The organism is Pseudomonas sp. UBA4617 (assembly GCF_002386445.1).
Lineage (GTDB): Bacteria > Pseudomonadota > Gammaproteobacteria > Pseudomonadales > Pseudomonadaceae > Aquipseudomonas.
In genome coordinates, this window is the sequence record NZ_DGIR01000014.1 from 120,679 (window position 1) to 137,867 (window position 17,189).

Annotated in this window: 16 protein-coding genes; 5 read left to right on the forward strand and 11 right to left on the reverse strand. The window is 64.3% G+C overall.

Features of this window, described 5'->3' with window-relative positions; all coding sequences use genetic code 11:
• Positions 1-4 precede the first annotated feature (4 nt).
• From tadA to B4L76_RS05225, 6 genes are all read right to left on the reverse strand, one after another.
• A complete protein-coding gene (tadA, locus tag B4L76_RS05200; protein ID WP_170028477.1) occupies positions 5-484 on the reverse strand; it encodes a tRNA adenosine(34) deaminase TadA in 480 nt (159 codons plus the stop codon).
• On the reverse strand, positions 484-1,866 hold the full coding sequence (locus tag B4L76_RS05205; protein WP_296230977.1) for a multicopper oxidase family protein: 1,383 nt from the start codon (positions 1,864-1,866) through the stop codon (positions 484-486). Before B4L76_RS05205 ends, tadA begins: the two co-directional genes overlap by 1 nt.
• An 89-nt stretch (positions 1,867-1,955) precedes the next feature.
• Positions 1,956-3,428 (reverse strand): M48 family metallopeptidase, encoded by a 1,473-nt coding sequence (locus tag B4L76_RS05210; RefSeq protein ID WP_296230978.1) that lies wholly within the window; start codon positions 3,426-3,428, stop codon positions 1,956-1,958.
• The gene (locus B4L76_RS05215) at positions 3,425-4,090 is read right to left on the reverse strand and encodes a hypothetical protein (protein WP_296230979.1); all 666 of its coding nucleotides are present in this window, start codon (positions 4,088-4,090) and stop codon (positions 3,425-3,427) included. Before B4L76_RS05215 ends, B4L76_RS05210 begins: the two co-directional genes overlap by 4 nt.
• Complete coding sequence (locus tag B4L76_RS05220) at positions 4,083-4,748, reverse strand: hypothetical protein (protein ID WP_349679066.1); 666 nt, start codon at positions 4,746-4,748, stop codon at positions 4,083-4,085. The genes B4L76_RS05215 and B4L76_RS05220 overlap by 8 nt, the downstream gene beginning before the upstream one ends.
• The gene (locus tag B4L76_RS05225) at positions 4,745-5,191 is read right to left on the reverse strand and encodes a hypothetical protein (RefSeq protein WP_296230980.1); all 447 of its coding nucleotides are present in this window, start codon (positions 5,189-5,191) and stop codon (positions 4,745-4,747) included. The genes B4L76_RS05220 and B4L76_RS05225 overlap by 4 nt, the downstream gene beginning before the upstream one ends.
• A gap of 176 nt (positions 5,192-5,367) precedes the next feature.
• On the opposite strand from B4L76_RS05225, the gene B4L76_RS05230 reads away from it, so the two are divergent.
• On the forward strand, positions 5,368-6,312 hold the full coding sequence (locus tag B4L76_RS05230; RefSeq protein ID WP_296230981.1) for a helix-turn-helix transcriptional regulator: 945 nt from the start codon (positions 5,368-5,370) through the stop codon (positions 6,310-6,312).
• Between the two features lie 65 nt (positions 6,313-6,377).
• Here B4L76_RS05230 and guaA read toward each other — a convergent pair whose 3' ends face one another.
• The 4 genes from guaA to B4L76_RS05250 form a co-directional block, all read right to left on the reverse strand.
• A complete protein-coding gene (gene guaA / locus B4L76_RS05235; RefSeq protein ID WP_296230982.1) occupies positions 6,378-7,955 on the reverse strand; it encodes a glutamine-hydrolyzing GMP synthase in 1,578 nt (525 codons plus the stop codon).
• A gap of 78 nt (positions 7,956-8,033) precedes the next feature.
• Positions 8,034-9,503, reverse strand: a complete 1,470-nt coding sequence (guaB, locus tag B4L76_RS05240; protein WP_296230983.1) for an IMP dehydrogenase — start codon at positions 9,501-9,503, stop codon at positions 8,034-8,036.
• 86 nt (positions 9,504-9,589) lie between these two features.
• Positions 9,590-10,147 (reverse strand): sugar ABC transporter ATPase, encoded by a 558-nt coding sequence (locus B4L76_RS05245; RefSeq protein ID WP_296230985.1) that lies wholly within the window; start codon positions 10,145-10,147, stop codon positions 9,590-9,592.
• A 50-nt stretch (positions 10,148-10,197) separates the two neighbouring features.
• Positions 10,198-10,953 (reverse strand): sulfite exporter TauE/SafE family protein, encoded by a 756-nt coding sequence (locus B4L76_RS05250; protein WP_296230986.1) that lies wholly within the window; start codon positions 10,951-10,953, stop codon positions 10,198-10,200.
• Between the two features lie 97 nt (positions 10,954-11,050).
• On the opposite strand from B4L76_RS05250, the gene B4L76_RS05255 reads away from it, so the two are divergent.
• The 4 genes from B4L76_RS05255 to leuA all read left to right on the forward strand — a co-directional run bounded on the left by B4L76_RS05255 (position 11,051) and on the right by leuA (position 16,335).
• Complete coding sequence (locus tag B4L76_RS05255; RefSeq protein ID WP_296230988.1) at positions 11,051-11,929, forward strand: LysR family transcriptional regulator; 879 nt, start codon at positions 11,051-11,053, stop codon at positions 11,927-11,929.
• A gap of 113 nt (positions 11,930-12,042) precedes the next feature.
• Positions 12,043-13,422: an exodeoxyribonuclease VII large subunit gene (xseA, locus tag B4L76_RS05260; protein WP_296230990.1), complete on the forward strand. Its 1,380-nt coding sequence runs from the start codon at positions 12,043-12,045 to the stop codon at positions 13,420-13,422.
• 3 nt (positions 13,423-13,425) lie between these two features.
• Complete coding sequence (locus tag B4L76_RS05265; protein ID WP_296230992.1) at positions 13,426-14,253, forward strand: M23 family metallopeptidase; 828 nt, start codon at positions 13,426-13,428, stop codon at positions 14,251-14,253.
• 408 nt (positions 14,254-14,661) lie between these two features.
• The gene (gene leuA, locus B4L76_RS05270) at positions 14,662-16,335 is read left to right on the forward strand and encodes a 2-isopropylmalate synthase (RefSeq protein ID WP_296230994.1); all 1,674 of its coding nucleotides are present in this window, start codon (positions 14,662-14,664) and stop codon (positions 16,333-16,335) included.
• 166 nt (positions 16,336-16,501) lie between these two features.
• On the opposite strand, the gene B4L76_RS05275 is transcribed toward leuA, so the two are convergent.
• Positions 16,502-17,182 carry a bifunctional 4-hydroxy-2-oxoglutarate aldolase/2-dehydro-3-deoxy-phosphogluconate aldolase gene (locus B4L76_RS05275; RefSeq protein ID WP_296230995.1) on the reverse strand — a complete coding sequence of 227 codons (681 nt, stop codon included), beginning with the start codon at positions 17,180-17,182 and terminating at the stop codon, positions 16,502-16,504.
• Positions 17,183-17,189 lie beyond the last annotated feature (7 nt).

Below are 17,189 nucleotides of genomic sequence, written 5' to 3' on the forward strand. Positions count from 1 at the left end.
CAGGTCAACCCTTGGCCCGGCGCGCCCTGAAGAACTCCGTCAGGATCTGCCCGCATTCCTCGGCCAGCACCCCGCCCTCCACCATCACCCGATGGTTCAGGAAGCCCTGCCCGAAGAACTGCCCTTGGCTCTGCACGATCCCCGCCTTGGGTTCCAGCGCCCCGTACACCACGCGCATGACCCGCGAATGCACGATCAGCCCCGCACACATGCTGCACGGTTCCAGGGTCACGTACAGGGTGCTGCCAGGCAGTCGGTAATTGCTGGCCGACCTGGCCGCCGCCCGGATCGCTACCATCTCGGCATGCGCGCTGGGGTCGCTATCGATGATCGGCCGGTTGAAACCCTGCCCGATGACCTGGCCATGTTGCACCAGCACCGCGCCCACCGGTACTTCGCCCAGCGCCGCCCCCTCGGCGGCCAGGGCCAGGGCCAGACGCATGAATTCCTGATCGCGGCTGCGGTCGATGATCTGCGGGCGCATCAGACCACCGCGATCGCGGCCATCAGGCCGGTTTCCATGTGGTCGATGACGTGGCAGTGGAACATCCAGGTGCCCGGGTTATCCGCCACCAGCGCCACCTGGGCGCGCTCGTTCCGGCCCAGCAGGTAGGTGTCGGTGAACCACGGCTCCTTGATGTCGTGGCGGTTCGAGGCGATTACCTTGAAACTCATGCCATGCAGGTGGATCGGGTGCTGGTACTGGGTCATGTTCTTCAGCTCGAAGATGTAGCTTTTGCCCCTCTTCAACGTGGCGATCGGCCGTTCCGCGCAGGTCTTGTCGGTGATGTCCCAGGCCTGGCCGTTGATCTGCCACATGCTCGAGGGCTTGTCCTGGTCTGTACTGACAGAAACCTTGGCCGCCCATTCGAAATTGAAGTTGAGCTTTTCGGCGTTCTCCAGGTCCGGTTCGGCAATCGGGTTGGGCGGCAGTGCCGGCGGCCAGTCCCCTGGTGCATCACTGCTGGGCACCGAACGCAGCGTGCCCAGGCGGACAAAGCCGTCCCGCAGGGAAATCTCCTCGCCCGCCTGGGGAATGCGGATAGCCAGGCAGATGCGCATGCCCGGGCCAAGCCAGTAATCGTCGTCCAGCGGCCGAGGCGTCACCGGGTTGCCGTCAAGGGCATAGACCATTGCCTCGCAATTGCCCTTGAGGTTGATGCGGTAGGTCCAGGTGTTGTCCAGGTTCAACAGGCGTACACGCACCACTTGCCCGGCCGGCAGCTCGGTGACCGAATCAGCCTGGCCATTGATGGTGATCAGCCGCCCGGCGGTGCCGTTGCGCGCGGCCTCGCGGGGGATGCTGAACGGCAGCCAGGCGCCCTGCTCGTCCACATGCCAGTTCTTCAGGCTCAGGGTGCGCTCATGGCGGAACCCGGTGGGTTCGCGCTCCTCGACGATCAGCGGGCCGACCAGGCCGCGGCCCAGCTCCTCGGAGCTGCTGACATGCGGGTGGTACCAGTAGCTGCCGGCATCCGGCACGCGGAACTTGTAGTCGAAGTACTCGCCCGGCTTGACCGGCAGTTGCGACACATAAGGCACGCCGTCCATTTCCAGCGGCAGGCGAATGCCATGCCAATGGATGGTGGTTTCCACCGGCAGGTGGTTGATGAAGCGCACCCGCAGCCAGGTGCCCTGGCGCACGCGCAGCTCGGTGCCTGGGGCCGAGGGGCCGAACGCCCAGGCCTCGGTCTTGAACCCCGGCACCAGTTCCACGTCCAGCGGTGCGGCGATCAGTTGGTAATCATGCCCGGCATTGTCGTCCTCGACCCGGCCCAACCAGTAACGCGCCGCGCCCCCGGCGCCCAGGCCAACCACAACCAGGCCGGTCAGGCCCTTGAGCATTTGTCGACGGGTGAAGGACATTGGTGCGGGTACCTCATGTTCTGCGCAATCAAGCTGCCAGCATGGCTGGCGATGAAGGGCGAATACGATACACCTGCAAATGGGAAATATTAAGTGAAGTCTCTGGCAACGCCGCCCGCAGCCTTGCCATCGGCGCTGCCGCCGGGGGCCAGGCAAAGCTCGTTGAACCACCGCTGGTCATCGCTGGACGGCGCGCGCAAGGCCGCCTGCAGCAATTGCGGGTCGAGCAGGATGTTCAGGTTCTGCAAGCGCGTGGCGGTGTCGGGGTGGGTATCGAACGGGTGGGTAATGGTCAGCGCCAGCGCCTCTTCGCCCAGTTGCAACGGGGTGCGTTGCAAGTGCAACGCCAACGCCTGCGGCAGACCTTCGCCACCGCGAGCATTCAGTAACCCATCGATCACCCTGCCCAGGGCAATGGCCCGCAGCAGCGCCTGGACGAACAGCTTCGGCCCACCGACCTCGGCACCCGCCCGGTCGGCCAGCAATTCCTGCGCCCGCCCCCAGTGGTGCACCGCGACCTGGAAATGATGCAGGAACTGGCCGGCCATCCACAGGACCGGGCGCACAGCCCAAGGCGGGGCGCTGTCGGCGCCAAGCATGGCCTGATAGTGCGCGCACATCAGGCTGAAACGTGCACAGGTTTCGCTGCCTCGCTCGGTGTCACGGCGGCGGAAATGGCCCAACTCATGGCCGATCAGCGAGGCCGCCTCCGCCTGGCTCATGGCCGCCAGGCATGGCAGCGGCAGATACAGGGTCCGCCCGCTGAGCGGCGTCCCGCTGGGCTGCAGCACGACAGGCACGCAGGTGACGAAAAAGCCTTGGTCAAGCCCGACCACGATATGGTCGGGCACAGGCGCATGCAGTTGCGCAGCCAAGCCTTCGACCCAGCGCCACAGCGCCGGCGCCGCCTGCCTGTGGAGCTGCCGGCCAAGAAAGCTTGCACTTGGCGCGCCCATGCCCGGCCATTGTTGGCGCAATCGCCAAAAGGTGCGCATGCACACGAGGAGCACAGACGTCAGCGGCAGCACCACGATCAGGACGGTCAGGCCGCCTTGCGCCATATGGCTCAGCCCGAAACTGGTCTCATAGAGCAATGACAGGCTCAGCGAGCCCGCGAGCAGGACCAGGTAGGCACTCAGCCAGCGGCCCAGCGCCAACCAGCTGGCGCTCATCCGGCCGTACAAGTAATGTGCCGAGCGCAGCGCCCGCCAGGCGTCGACTTTCAGCCGGAGCCAGGCGCCGACACCGGTGAACAAAGCCCCCAGTGCCAACCAGCCGCTGAGGCCGGCCATCCATTCGCGTACGCCCAGCCAGTGGCGGTCGGCGTCGAGCACAGCCAGCTGCGCCTGCAGCGCTTCTCGCCTGTCGAGCCGCCCGTTGAGCTGCTTGCGCGCGGCCCAAGGCAGGCTTTGCAGCAAGGCATCGCTGGGTGCAGCCAGCCATTGGCGGATGACCTGTGCCTGCTCCTGCGCCGTGTCGGCGCGCCAAAGTTGCACCTGACCCCAGCCGTACAGCGCCAGCGGTAGCAACAGCAGGGCCAAGCCCCAGCCCAGGCGCCTCATCCGGCCGTTGCACCCAGCCGCGCCACGCCCGGAAACAGCTGCGCCAGGCTACGCCTGGCCTGGGCCGCCTGCACATAGGCGTAAAGCAGATCCACCAGTTCCTGCAGGCTCGCGCGACGCCCGCCCACGACGGGCGTGCACAACCACAGGCTGACCCGCAAGCCGCCCGCGATGGCCACCGCGTCAGGCGAGGCCAGCGCCCTGAAACAGGCCGGCGCCAGGGCTGGCGCGTGACTGAACGCCGACACGGTAAAGATCAGCCGGGTGGTGAAATACCCCTGCTCGACCTCGAAGCCATCAAAGCCATGCAGGGGTGTCGGTGCCTGCGCGTTGGCAAAGCACAGCATATCGGGTGTCACGCTCAGCGCTCGCTTGCCGTGCCGGCGATGGAGCACGGCGGCGCAAGCCAGCGCCGCCACCCCGGCGCCGGCCAGGGCGAGGCCGAAACCAGACATCAGCCAGGTGACACCGCTGCTGGCATTGGCACTGAACTGCAGCGCCAGGGCGATCAGCCACGCCCCCAGTCCGCCGAGCAAGAGGCCAATCACGGCGCAGGCCAGCGCCTTGCCGAGCGAGTGCTCCAGCAGTTCGAAGCTGTCGGTGGGGCCGTCGGCCTGCGCCTGCAGGTACGCCAGGTGAGCTTCGCGTTCGGCGTTATCCATCAGCCTGCAGCAGCTCCAGTTGCCGTTGTGCATGCGCCGCATTGCGGTAGGCTGCCAGCACCGCCAGCACTTCTTCGTTATCCAGCTTGCGCCCGTTGCTGGCCAGGCCGGCGGACATGATGCGGATCTGCGGTCGCGGTTTTTTCAGCACCATGGCCTGGTTACCGAAGAACTGCAGCTTCACCACATGGTGCTTCGGCAAGGCGGCTTCGCTGCTCATTTCCAGCGTCTGCACCATGACCAGCCCTTCATCCTTGACCGAAATATCCTCCACTTCCGCCAGGTCCACCGGCGCATCCAGCGTATCGACAAACAACTGCCTGCGGGTCAGGCGCATGAATACCTGGGTACCGGCATTGCGGTGTTGCCAAGTCACTGCCGCAGCGATCAGGGTTATGAAGACACCGGCTGCGACCGCCCCCAAGCGTTCCGGGTTGAAAGTGACAGCCGTGATAATCAGAGAGCCCAGCAACAGTATCGGCCCCCACACCCGGTAACGCCGGGAGTTGGTGAACTCGCTCTGCTCGGGCACGCGCTCGATCACCTGCTTGAGCTCGGCAATCACCCGGTCGCGCTGGGCGGCCCGGGTATGCTCGTAGTCCTGGCCGAGCGAGCCGGACAGGTCAGACAACGGGTCGGTGAATTCGCCCATGGTCATTGCCCCTCCTGGTTCTGTGCCGCCAGGTAATCGGTAAGAAATGCCTGCGCATTACCCTGCTGCGACAGCTCTTGCGAATAGCCGACTTGCAGCGCTTGCGCCTCGCCCGGCAGGTAGAGTTCGCCCCCCCAGCTGCCCTGGACGATCAGGACGACGAATTTCTTGCCATCCACGGTGGTGGAATAACGGGTATCCCGGCTGGTCTTCTCCACCTGCATTTTCTGGATGCGCATGTTCCAGTCGTGATCGACGCCTTCAACCTGCACCAGCGCCTCGTTGGCGGCGCGTTCACCAATGCGCAGCGTCCATACCCTGGCCCCTTGCGCGCCCGTGTAAGCCACCACCTGGTCGGCCACTTGCAGCCGTTGTTCAGCGTGAGCCTGGCTTAGCCACAGGGTGAGCGATGCCACCAGCAGGGCTGCGAATTTGCGATAAGCGAGCATGTTTTTTCATCCTGGATTGGAACAAACGCACATTGAAATAAGCCTCGTCCGCGCTGCCAACCCCGCTGACCGGTTCGCACAACAAACAGCGCCTTGCGCACAATGGCTGTCGCTGAATGTGTGCACGCGTTACCATTTGCGGCCATGCCGCCCTCAGCCAAGGATGCGAAGCGCACATGCGATCAAACAGCCCCTACCTCGACACCGCCTTTTCCTTCGACAGCCCCGGCTCACTTGCCGAGGCCGGGGTGCTGGATGCGCGCAGCGCGCGGGTGATGGGCAGCGCGACCGGCCATTATCAGGCACAGACGGTGCACGGCGGGTTGCAGTACTTCGACTGCAACCTGCAGTTCCCCGAGCCGTTGAGGATCGACAAGGTGCTGCCACAGAGCCTGTGTTTCGTGCAGGTATTCGACGGCGCGTGGCAGCACAAGATCGATGGCCAGCTCAACAGCTATGCCCCTGGCCGGTTGCACATGCTGGGCCTGGGTGAAACCCTGGAAGCGCAGGACCAGTTACCCGCCAACAGCCACGCCCGCATGGCCGGGGTTCGTCTTGCCGGTGAGTACCTGCTCGAACTGGTCCGCGACGACGTGCAGCTGAAGCCGCTGCTGGCACTGTCCGCAGATGGCATGCGCTTCGACCAGTTGCCGCAGTGGCCAACGGTCAGCCGCCTGTTCCAGCAGCTGTATCTGTCGCCCTACACAGGCGGGCTCCGGCGCCTGCATTGCGAAAGCCTGAGCCTGGCCATCGTGCTGGAGCTGGCCAACCAGCTCATCGGCCACCGGTTCAGCGGAAAACTTCGGGACCGAGGGTGGCGCGACCTGGCCATCGAAGCGCGTCGTCAGCTCGATGCCAACCTGAGCGCCACGCCTACAGCTGCAACCCTGGCCCGCCAGCTGGGCGTGAGCGAGTCCACCTTGCGCCGCGCATTCAGCCAGGAATTTGGCTGCTCGATCCTGCAGTACGTGCGGCAACAGCGCCTGGAACTGGCCCGTGCCCTGCTGCTGGAACGTCGCTGGCAGGTCTCGCAGATTGCCTATCATGTTGGCTATGCCAACCCGGCGAACTTCTGCCATGCCTACAAGGCATACTTCGGGCACTCGCCCGGGGCCGAGTAGAGTTGCCCGGATAAAAAGAAACGGGCCTGCAATGCAGGCCCGTTTCGTTCAACCGCGAGGCGGGATCATTCCCACTCGATGGTTGCCGGCGGCTTGCTCGACACGTCGTAGGTAACGCGCGAGATACCTTCGATTTCGTTGATGATACGGCCGCTGACGGTTTCCAGCAGCTCGTACGGCAAGTGCGCCCAGCGCGCGGTCATGAAGTCCACGGTTTCAACGGCACGCAGGGCCACGACCCAGGCGTAGCGACGGCCATCGCCGACGACACCCACCGACTTGACCGGCTGGAACACCACGAAGGCCTGGCTGGTCTTGTGGTACCAGTCCGCCTTGCGCAGTTCTTCGATGAAGATGTGGTCAGCGCGACGCAGCAGGTCGGCGTATTCCTTCTTCACTTCACCGAGGATACGCACGCCCAGGCCTGGGCCCGGGAATGGGTGGCGGTAGACCATGTCGTACGGCAGGCCCAGCTCCAGGCCGATCTTGCGCACTTCGTCCTTGAACAGTTCACGCAGCGGCTCGACCAGCTTGAGGTTCATTTCCTCCGGCAGGCCACCCACGTTGTGGTGCGACTTGATCACGTGGGCCTTGCCACTCTTGGCGCCAGCCGACTCGATCACGTCCGGGTAGATGGTGCCCTGGGCAAGGAACTGGATGTTCTCCAGCTTGCTGGCTTCGGCATCGAACACGTCGATGAAGGTGCGACCGATGATCTTGCGCTTCTTCTCCGGGTCGGCTTCGCCGGCCAGGTTGTCGAGGAACTGCTTTTCAGCATCGGCGCGGATCACCTTGACGCCCATGTTCTCCTTGAACATGGCCATTACCTGGTCGCCTTCGTGCAGGCGCAGCAGGCCGTTGTCGACGAATACGCAGGTCAGCTGGTCGCCGATCGCACGGTGCAGCAGTGCGGCAACCACCGAGCTGTCGACACCGCCGGACAGGCCCAGCAGCACGTTGGCCGAACCGACTTGCTCACGTACCTGGGCGATGGCGTCTTCAACGATGTTGGAAGGCGTCCACAGGGCTTCGCAGCCGCAGATGTCCTGCACGAAGCGGGACAGGATGCGACCGCCCTGCTTGGTGTGGGTCACTTCCGGGTGGAACTGCACGCCGTAGTAACCACGCGCGTCGTCGAACATGCCGGCGATCGGGCAGCTCGGGGTGCTGGCCAGTACGTGGAAGTTGCCCGGCATCTGGGTGACCTTGTCGCCGTGGCTCATCCACACGTCCAGGCCCAGCAGGCCGTCGGGGTCGATGTGGTCTTCGATGCCGTCGAGCAGGCGGCTCTTGCCGACCACGTCCACGCGCGCATAGCCGAATTCACGCAGGTCGGAACCTTCGACCTTGCCGCCCATCTGCTCGGCCATGGTCTGCATGCCATAGCAGATGCCCAGCACCGGAACGTTGAGGTCGAACACGGCCTGCGGGGCACGTGGGCTGTTGGCTTCGTGGACCGACTCGGGGCCGCCGGCGAGGATGATGCCGCGCGGGTTGAATGCACGGATCGCTTCATCGTCCATGTCGAACGGGTGCAGTTCGCAGTACACGCCGATTTCGCGCACGCGGCGGGCGATCAGCTGGGTGTACTGGGAACCGAAATCGAGGATCAGGATGCGGTGAGCGTGAATGTCGAGGGCCATGACTCAATCTCGTCAGTGGAAATCGGAAACGACGCGGGGCTGTCGTGACAGCCCCGCTAACAGGTATTGCCGGAAGCCTCAGCCTACGCGGTAGTTAGGGGCTTCTTTGGTGATCTGCACGTCATGCACGTGGGACTCGGCCATGCCGGCACCGGTGATGCGCACGAACTCCGGCTTGGTGCGCATCTCTTCGATGGTCGCGCTGCCGGTGTAGCCCATGGACGAACGCAGGCCGCCCATCAGCTGGTGGATGATCGCGGCCAGGGCGCCCTTGTAGGGAACACGGCCTTCGATGCCTTCCGGCACCAGCTTCTCGGCACCGGCCGAGGAGTCCTGGAAGTAGCGGTCGGACGAGCCTTGCGCCTGTGCCATGGCACCCAGCGAGCCCATGCCGCGGTAGGCCTTGTAGGAACGGCCCTGGAACAGTTCGACTTCACCCGGGGCCTCTTCGGTACCGGCGAACATCGAACCCATCATCACGCACGAAGCACCGGCGACGATGGCCTTGGACAGGTCACCGGAGAACCGGATGCCGCCGTCGGCGATCAGCGGCACGCCAGTGCCCTCCAGTGCTGCGGCGACGTTGGCGATGGCGCTGATTTGCGGCACGCCGACACCGGCAACGATACGGGTGGTGCAGATCGAGCCTGGGCCGATACCGACCTTGACGGCATCGGCGCCGGCTTCGGCCAGGGCCTTGGCCGCAGCGCCGGTGGCGATGTTGCCGCCGATCACCTGCACTTGCGGGTAGTTCTCCTTCACCCAGCGAACGCGGTCGATAACGCCTTTGGAGTGACCGTGGGCGGTGTCGACAACCACCACGTCAACGCCGGCGGCAACCAGGGCGGCAACGCGCTCGCCGGTATCCTTGCCGGTACCGACGGCGGCGCCGACGCGCAGGCGACCCTGGTCGTCCTTGCTGGCCAGCGGGTAGGCCTTGGCCTTTTCGATGTCCTTGACGGTCATCATGCCCTTGAGGTTGAACTTGTCGTCGACGATCAGGACCTTTTCCAGGCGGTGCTTGTGCAGCAGCTCGCGGACTTCGTTCTTGTCGGCGCCTTCGCGGACAGTGACCAGACGCTCTTTCGGCGTCATCACGTCGCGAACCTTGGCCTCCAGGCGGCTTTCGAAGCGCACGTCACGGGAGGTGACGATACCGACCAGATCACCATTGGCCAGCACCGGAACACCGGAGATGTTGTTCAGGCGGGTCAGGTCGAACAGGTCGCGCACGGTGGCATCGGCGTCGATGGTGATCGGGTCCTTGACCACGCCAGCCTCGAACTTCTTGACCTTGCGGACTTCGCTGGCCTGCTGCTCGATGGTCATGTTCTTGTGGATGATGCCGATACCGCCTTCCTGGGCCATGGCAATGGCCAGGCGCGCTTCGGTCACGGTATCCATGGCGGCGGAAACCAGCGGAATGTTCAGCTCGATGCCGCGGGTCAAACGGGTCTTGAGACTGACTTCATTGGGCAGTACCTCGGAATAGCCAGGTACAAGGAGGATATCGTCGAAGGTCAGGGCTTCTTGGCTGATACGCAGCATCGCGGGGGCTCCCGGGCGGGAAAAATGGAAGCGCGCCATTATACTCATGCACGGCGCGCCGCTCAATGCAAAATAAGGGCCTTCGGTCAGCCTCGTGGCAGTTTTACCTGTACCACCGCCACCGGCTGGTCGAGCCAGTCGGCGAAGCTGTCGAGAAAGGCCGGGGTGAACCCGGCATCGCCCCAGTTGTTGAAGATGAACCCGAGGTTGGAAAAGGCACATGGCTGCAAGAAAATGAAGCCATTGATGTCGTCTTCGAAGCCGCACAGCGGGCAGGTGAAGTTGTCGCTCACCGCCGGCATCCATTCTTCCAGGCTTTCGAACAGCGGCTCCCCTACCTCGCGTCGGCACTCCGGGCAACCGGCTTCTTCGAGAAAACCTTCGGTGGGCGTATAGATGCAGCGCTTGAGCATCACTTCCAGGCCGTTGACCGGCTCGCCGAAGGGCAGTCTTTCCGGGTGCAGGGCCACTTTGCGGGCGCCTTCGGCCAAGGCATGGCCCATGCGGTTGCCGGTACGACCACAGGTGGTCAACTGCTCTTCGACGACCTTTTCGCGCACCAGCCAGCGCAGGATGGCGCGGGCCCGGGCTTCGTGCACCGGGACGGTGGACAGTTTGGGAACGATGATGCTCTGGGTGTTCATGAACGGGGCAAGCCTGAAAACTGCGGTTGTGCTGCAATTCTACCGCCTGCTCAGGTACTCAGGTAGCGACCGATCAGCGCCAGGCCGCTGGCCAGCACCAGCCAGGTGACCAGGCGCACGAAGGCTTCACGGGACAGGCGCTGGGTCAGCCTGCGACCGGCCCAGAGCCCGGCGCCCATTACCGGCAGCAGGCAGGCGGCGAGCAGCAGCAGGCTCTGGTCGGCATACACGCCGGCGACCAGGAACAGCGTCAGGCGCACCACGGTGCTGCAGCTGATCAACGCGCTCTGGGTGGCGCGGACCTGCTCCTTTGCCTCCAGCCGCGCACTCAGGTACAGCGCGTAGAGGAAGCCGCCGCTGCCGAACAACGCGCCGAACATTCCGCCGGCAGTGCCCATCGGCGCCGCCCACAAGCCGGACAGACTGGCCGGCCGCACCTTCACTGCTAGCCCGTACAGCGCATAGGCGGTCACGAACAGCCCCATCAGCAGCAGTAGCAGGTCGGACTTCAGCTGCAACAGGAACACCACGCCCAGCGTGCAACCGATGGCCATGAACGGCAGCAACCGCAGCAGCTCGCCGCGCACCACGTCGCGGCGCGAAGGCAGCAGGTTGCCGAAGGCGGCGACGAAGTCGAGCAGCACCAGCAACGGGATGACCCGCGACAACGGCATGAAGTGGATGAGGATCGGCCCAGCCACCAGCGCGGTGCCGAACCCGGCAATGCCGAAGACGATGTAGGCGGCGCCTACACCAAGCAGGACGGGTAGCCAGTCGAGGCCGGAAAACGACAATTGCGTGAGCATGGCAGCAGTTCCAGGAAGGACAGGCAAAGGTTAGCCAGCCATGAGTCATGCCGACTAATATGGCTTTATCGCCACAGCCATCTCGAAAAGGCATGACATGACGTCGATCCGCCAGTTGCGTTACTTCGTGGAAATCGCCGAGTGCGGCAGCTTCAGTGCAGCGGCCGAACGGCTGTACATCGCTCAGTCGGCACTGAGCCGGCAGATCAAGGAGCTGGAACAGCAATTGGGCACTCCGCTTTTCGAGCGCACGGCACGCCTGCCACGCCTGACATCGGCTGGCCAGGTTTTCCTGCACCGGGCGCGCCGGCTGCTGGCGGAACTGGCGCAGGCCGAGCGGGTAACCCGCGACATTGGCGAGGGGCGGCAAGGCAGCCTGCGCCTGAACCACTCCAGTACGGTGCCGCTGAGCGGCCTGCTGCTGGCTCGCCTGGGCAGCTACCTCAGCGGCAATCCGGGTATTTCGCTGGAGATCGCCCAGCAATCGTCGGAGGCGCAGCTGGAGGATATCGCTGCGGGGCGGCTGGATGTTGGCCTGCTGCGCTTGCCGGTACTGCGCCAGCATGAAGGGGTAATGCTGCAGGAACTGTTCAGTGAGCCCCTGCTGCTGGCGGTCGCCGCCGGGCATCCCCTGGCCAGCGCGGTACAGGTGAAGCTGGAGCAGTTGCGCGAGGAGCGCTTCATTTCCATCCCGCACCGCGACCGTGGCGGGCTGAGCTACCTGTCGGCCTCGTTGTGCATGGCGGCAGGTTTCTTTCCGCAGGCGGCGCAGGTGCTGTCGCGCAAGACCACGCAGTTGCAGTTGATACAGGCGGGCTTCGGGGTGGCGTTGTTGCCGGAATGCATGCGTGAGATTGCGCCGGCGTCGGTCAGTTTTGTTGCTTTGGAGGGCGGCTGCAAGAGCACTGTGGCGCTGGCTTGCCGGCGAGATGCGGGGCAGATGGTTAGTCAGTTCGTGACGGCGATGCAGGGTTGATGGCACCGGCTACGCTGGTGTTCTTGGTTAAACCCGCTCCCGCAGGGCTTGCGCGAATCCGACCACGAGGCCGGGACAGACAACCGGGGCCGATGTCCTTTATGATGCCGGGCATGATCAGAGACCCCTTTGAACGACTCGGCCTGGACCGCGAGGTCCTCACCGTCAGCCAACTCAACGGCCGCGCCCGCGTGCTGCTGGAAGACGTGTTCCGCAGCGTGTGGGTGGAAGGCGAGATCTCCAACCTCGCCCGCCCGGCGTCCGGCCACATGTACTTCACCCTCAAGGACAGCGGCGCGCAAGTGCGCTGCGCGCTGTTCCGGCAGAACGCCACGCGGGTGCGCCAGGCACTGCGCGACGGCCTGGCGGTGCGGGTACGTGGCAAGGTGTCGTTGTTCGAGGGCCGCGGCGACTACCAGCTGATCCTCGATACCGTCGAGCCGGCCGGTGACGGCGCCTTGCGCCTGGCCTTCGAGGCGCTGAAGGAAAAGCTCGGCGCCGAAGGCCTGTTCAGCACCGAACGCAAGCAGCCGCTGCCCGCCCACCCGCAGCGCATCGGCATCATCACCTCGCCCACCGGCGCGGTGATCCGCGACATCATAAGCGTGTTCGGCCGCCGCGCCCCGCAAGTGGAACTGAACCTGATCCCCACCGCCGTGCAGGGTCGCGAAGCGATTGCCCAGATCGTGCGCGCCATCCGCCTGGCCGACAGCCTCGGTTTCGATGCGCTGATCCTGGCCCGGGGTGGCGGCTCGCTGGAAGACTTGTGGTGCTTCAACGAAGAAGCCGTGGCGCGGGCCGTGGCGGCTTGCGTCACGCCGATCGTAAGCGCCGTGGGCCATGAAACCGATGTCTCGATCAGCGACTTCGTTGCCGACGTGCGCGCCCCCACGCCGTCGGCCGCCGCCGAGCTGCTGGCGCCCGACAACAGCGGCTTGCAGCAGCGTCTGGATGGTCTGCAGCGGCGCCTGCTGCTGCGCATGCAGAACCGCCTGACCCACGACCGCCTGCGCCTCGAATCGCTGACCCGGCGCTTGCGTCACCCGGGCGAGCGCCTGCGCCAGCAGGCACAGCGCCTGGATGACCTGGACATGCGTTTGCGCCGGGCGTTCATGCTCAGCCTCAACAAGCGCCACGAACGCCTGGCCCGGCTGGATACCCGCCTGGCTGCGCAGCACCCCGGGCGCACCCTGAAGCTGCTGGGCCAGCGCCTGGACAGCCTGGCCGAACGCCTGCCGCGGGCCATGCGCGAGGTGCTCAAGGACCGCCGCCAGCGCTTCCAGGCCCAATTGCAGACGCTGCAGGTGGTCAGCCCGCTGGCCACCCTCGCCCGCGGCTACAGCATCCTGCTGGACGAGCAGGGCCGGGCTATCCGCAGCGCGCAGCAGACCCGCAACGGCCAGCGCCTGACCGCCCGCCTCAACGAAGGCGAGCTGTCGGTGCGGGTCGAAGACAACCACCTGACCCCGGTCACCCTCTCACTACTGGACTGACACATGCCTCGCCTGCTCGCGCCCCTGCTTGCTCTTTCCCTCCTGCTGCTGGCCGGCGGCGCCCAGGCCAGCTATATCACCCGCACGCTGAACAAGCCGGTACCCGGCGGCGTTGCAGTAGTCGACCTCGGCCCCGCCGCCAGCGCACCGCACGCCCGCTTCGACGGCAAGCCGGTGCTGGTGGTGAAGGAGCAGGACAACTGGCTGGCCATCGTCGGCATCCCGCTGACCCAGAAACCGGGTACTGCGCTGCTGAGCCAGGGCGACCGCACCCTGCCGTTTACCGTCGGCAGCAAGAAGTACCCCGAACAGCGCATCACCCTGAAGAATACCCGCCAGGTCAACCCGAACCCGGGCGACCTCAAACGCATCGACCGCGAGCTGGCCGAGCAGATCGCGGCCTACCGCAGCTTCAGCCCGGTCCTGCCGAGCAACCTGATCCTCGACAAGCCGGTCAATGGCCCGCTGTCGAGCAAGTTCGGCGTGCGGCGCTTCTTCAATGGCGAAGAACGCAACCCGCATGCCGGGCTGGATTTCGCGGTGCCGGCAGGTACACCGATCAAGACCCCGGCCAATGGCAAGGTGATCCTGGTGGGGGACTATTTCTTCAATGGCCGCACCGTGTTCGTTGACCATGGGCAGGGCTTCATCAGCATGTTCTGCCACATGTCGAAGATCGACGTGCAGGTGGGCCAGCCACTGCGCCGGGGTGACGTGGTCGGCCGGGTAGGCTCTACCGGGCGGGCTACCGGGCCGCACATGCACTGGAATGTCAGCCTGAATGATGCGCGGGTGGACCCGGCGATTTTCATTGGGGCATTCCAGCCCTGAGCCTCGTATTGCCTGGGGCGGGTAAACCCGCTCCCACAGCAATCGCCGCCTGTGAACGCGGGTCTACCCGGGAAGAGGACGGCACTGCCAGATCGATTTCACTGTGTTGCGCCTTCTAAATATACTGCGCAAGAATAAACACGCCCCACAGAAAAATCTGAAATAAAATCTCGCGAAATAGCTTTTTTTAAGCATTCCTCTCAATTTTTTCTGAACGCTTGCCATCCCCCACCCCACTGGTTAGGGTTGAAGGCATGAAAACCTTCAGCACCCTCATCCTGCTCCGACAACATTGCAGCCTCTGCCTGGTCAGCGCCCGACTACCAGGCTGAATCGCGTCGCCTCGCCCATTCATCTCGTTATCGCTCGGCAGGCCCGATCTCGGCCGCACACAAAAGGATTGCTTCCATGACCATGCTCAAAGACCCTTCGAAGAAATACCGTGCTTTCCCGACCATCGACCTGCCTGACCGTACCTGGCCGTCGAAGACCATCACAGCCGCGCCGATCTGGTGCAGCTCCGACCTGCGTGATGGTAACCAGTCGCTGATCGAGCCGATGGATTCGGAGAAGAAACTGCGCTTCTGGAAGACCCTGGTGCAGGTAGGCGTGAAGGAAATCGAAGCCTCGTTCCCGTCTGCTTCGCAAACCGATTTCGACTTCGTGCGTACGCTGATCGAAGACGGCCACATCCCGGACGACACTACCATCCAGGTGCTTACCCAGGCCCGTGAAGACCTGATCGCCCGCACCTTCGAGTCGCTGCGCGGCGCGAAGAAGGCCATCGTCCACCTGTACAATGCCACCAGCCCGTCGTTCCGCCGCATCGTCTTCAACCAGGACAAGCAAGGCGTCAAGGACATCGCGGTGAACGCGGCCAAGCTGTTCGTCAAATATGCCGCGCAGCAGCCGGAAACCCAGTGGACCTTCCAGTACTCGCCGGAAACCTTCAGCGCCACCGAAATGGAGTTCGCCAAGGAAGTCTGCGACGCGGTCATCGAAGTATGGAACCCCACGCCTGAGCACAAGATCATCCTCAACCTGCCGGCCACCGTGGAAGTCTCCACGCCGAACGTGTACGCCGACCAGATCGAGTGGTTCTGCCGCAACATCAGCCGTCGCGACAGCGTGATCATCAGCCTGCACTGCCACAATGACCGTGGCACCGGCATCGCCGCCACCGAACTGGGCCTGATGGCCGGCGCCGACCGCGCCGAAGGCTGCCTGTTCGGCAACGGCGAACGCACCGGCAACGTTGACCTGGTGACCCTGGCGTTGAACCTCTATACCCAGGGCATCGACCCGCTGCTGGACTTCTCCGACATCGATGGCGTACGCAAGGTGGTTGAAGAGTGCAACCAGTTGCCGGTGCACCCGCGTCACCCGTACGTGGGCGATCTGGTCCACACCGCCTTCTCCGGCTCGCACCAGGATGCCATCCGCAAGGGCTTCGCCAAGCAACAGGAAGGCGAGCTGTGGGAAGTGCCATACCTGCCGATCGACCCGGCCGACATCGGCCGCAGCTATGAAGCGGTGATCCGCGTCAACAGCCAGTCGGGCAAAGGCGGTATCACCTACCTGCTCGAGCAGGAATACGGCATCAGCCTGCCGCGCCGCATGCAGATCGAATTCAGCCAGGTGGTGCAAGGTGAAACCGACCGCTTGGGCCTGGAAATGACTGCGCAGCAGATCTACAACCTGCTGCACAAGGAATACCTCCAGGCCAACGCGCCGTATGCACTGGTCAGCCACCGCCTGCAGGAAGAGAACGGCCACAGCGCCGTGGAAGTGGAAGTCGCCGGCGAAGGCGAGACCACCCTGCACTGGCGCGGTAAGGGGAATGGCGCGCTGGAAGCCCTGGTAGCCGGCCTGCCGATTGCCGTCGAGATCATGGACTACAACGAACACGCGATTGGCGCGGGCACCAACGCCAAGGCTGCTGCCTACATTGAGCTGCGCGTGGCCGGTGGCCGCCCGGTGCATGGCGTGGGTATTGATGAAAACATCACTACCGCCAGCTTCAAAGCCCTGTTCAGCGCACTGAACCGCTCGCTGAGCCAGCAGGAAGCCAAGGCGGCCTGAGCCTTGCCCTGGTAGACAAGAAAGCCCGCATCGTTTGATGCGGGCTTTTTTTGCGTTCGCCACAGCTTTTTTAGCGTCGATGCAATCGAGCGCCGCCCAACCCACGCCAGGCAAAAAAAAGGGGCGCTGACCAAGCGCCCCATAAGCCGTAAAGCACACAACAGATTCAGTTGGCGTCCAGCAACGCGATCGCCTCCGCACTGCACGCCTCGATCCGCGCCCAGTCGCCGTTCTTGATCCAGCTGCTGTCGAGCATCCAGGTGCCCCCTACACACATCACATTCGCCAGCGCCATGTAGTTGCGCACATTGCCTGGGTTGACCCCGCCGGTCGGGCAGAAGCGAATGTCGCCGAATGGGCCGCCAAAGGCCTTGATAGCCGCGACGCCGCCGCAGATTTCCGCCGGGAACAGCTTGAAACGGCGATAACCCAGGGCGTAGCCCATCATGATTTCCGATGGCGTGCTGATGCCCGGCAGCAACGGGATCTCGCTGTCTACGCCTGCTTCGAGGATGTCCTGGGTAATGCCGGGGGTGACAACGAACTGCGCTCCGGCAGCTTCAACTGCCGCGAACATGCGGCGATCGAGCACGGTGCCGGCACCGACACAAAGCTCCGGGCGCTGCTCGCGCAATACCTGGATGGCTTTAAGGCCATGCTGGGAGCGCAAGGTCACCTCCAGGGTACGGATACCGCCGGCGGCCAGGGCATCAGCCAAGGGCAGGATGTCGTCCTCGCGGGCGATGGTGATCACCGGCAGGATGCGCGCCTTTTCGCAAATGGCATCGATCCGTGCGGCTTTATCGGCCATCGAGAGCTTGGGCTGTGGGCGTTCGAGGGTGGTCATGACTGTG

Coding starts and splice junctions, on each gene's coding strand:
- tadA (WP_170028477.1), bottom strand. CDS start 484: ATGCGCCCGCAGATCATCGACCGCAGCCGCGATCAGGAATTCATGCGT.
- B4L76_RS05205 (WP_296230977.1), bottom strand. CDS start 1,866: ATGTCCTTCACCCGTCGACAAATGCTCAAGGGCCTGACCGGCCTGGTT.
- B4L76_RS05210 (WP_296230978.1), bottom strand. CDS start 3,428: ATGAGGCGCCTGGGCTGGGGCTTGGCCCTGCTGTTGCTACCGCTGGCG.
- B4L76_RS05215 (WP_296230979.1), bottom strand. CDS start 4,090: ATGGATAACGCCGAACGCGAAGCTCACCTGGCGTACCTGCAGGCGCAG.
- B4L76_RS05220 (WP_349679066.1), bottom strand. CDS start 4,748: ATGACCATGGGCGAATTCACCGACCCGTTGTCTGACCTGTCCGGCTCG.
- B4L76_RS05225 (WP_296230980.1), bottom strand. CDS start 5,191: ATGCTCGCTTATCGCAAATTCGCAGCCCTGCTGGTGGCATCGCTCACC.
- B4L76_RS05230 (WP_296230981.1), top strand. CDS start 5,368: ATGCGATCAAACAGCCCCTACCTCGACACCGCCTTTTCCTTCGACAGC.
- guaA (WP_296230982.1), bottom strand. CDS start 7,955: ATGGCCCTCGACATTCACGCTCACCGCATCCTGATCCTCGATTTCGGT.
- guaB (WP_296230983.1), bottom strand. CDS start 9,503: ATGCTGCGTATCAGCCAAGAAGCCCTGACCTTCGACGATATCCTCCTT.
- B4L76_RS05245 (WP_296230985.1), bottom strand. CDS start 10,147: ATGAACACCCAGAGCATCATCGTTCCCAAACTGTCCACCGTCCCGGTG.
- B4L76_RS05250 (WP_296230986.1), bottom strand. CDS start 10,953: ATGCTCACGCAATTGTCGTTTTCCGGCCTCGACTGGCTACCCGTCCTG.
- B4L76_RS05255 (WP_296230988.1), top strand. CDS start 11,051: ATGACGTCGATCCGCCAGTTGCGTTACTTCGTGGAAATCGCCGAGTGC.
- xseA (WP_296230990.1), top strand. CDS start 12,043: ATGATCAGAGACCCCTTTGAACGACTCGGCCTGGACCGCGAGGTCCTC.
- B4L76_RS05265 (WP_296230992.1), top strand. CDS start 13,426: ATGCCTCGCCTGCTCGCGCCCCTGCTTGCTCTTTCCCTCCTGCTGCTG.
- leuA (WP_296230994.1), top strand. CDS start 14,662: ATGACCATGCTCAAAGACCCTTCGAAGAAATACCGTGCTTTCCCGACC.
- B4L76_RS05275 (WP_296230995.1), bottom strand. CDS start 17,182: ATGACCACCCTCGAACGCCCACAGCCCAAGCTCTCGATGGCCGATAAA.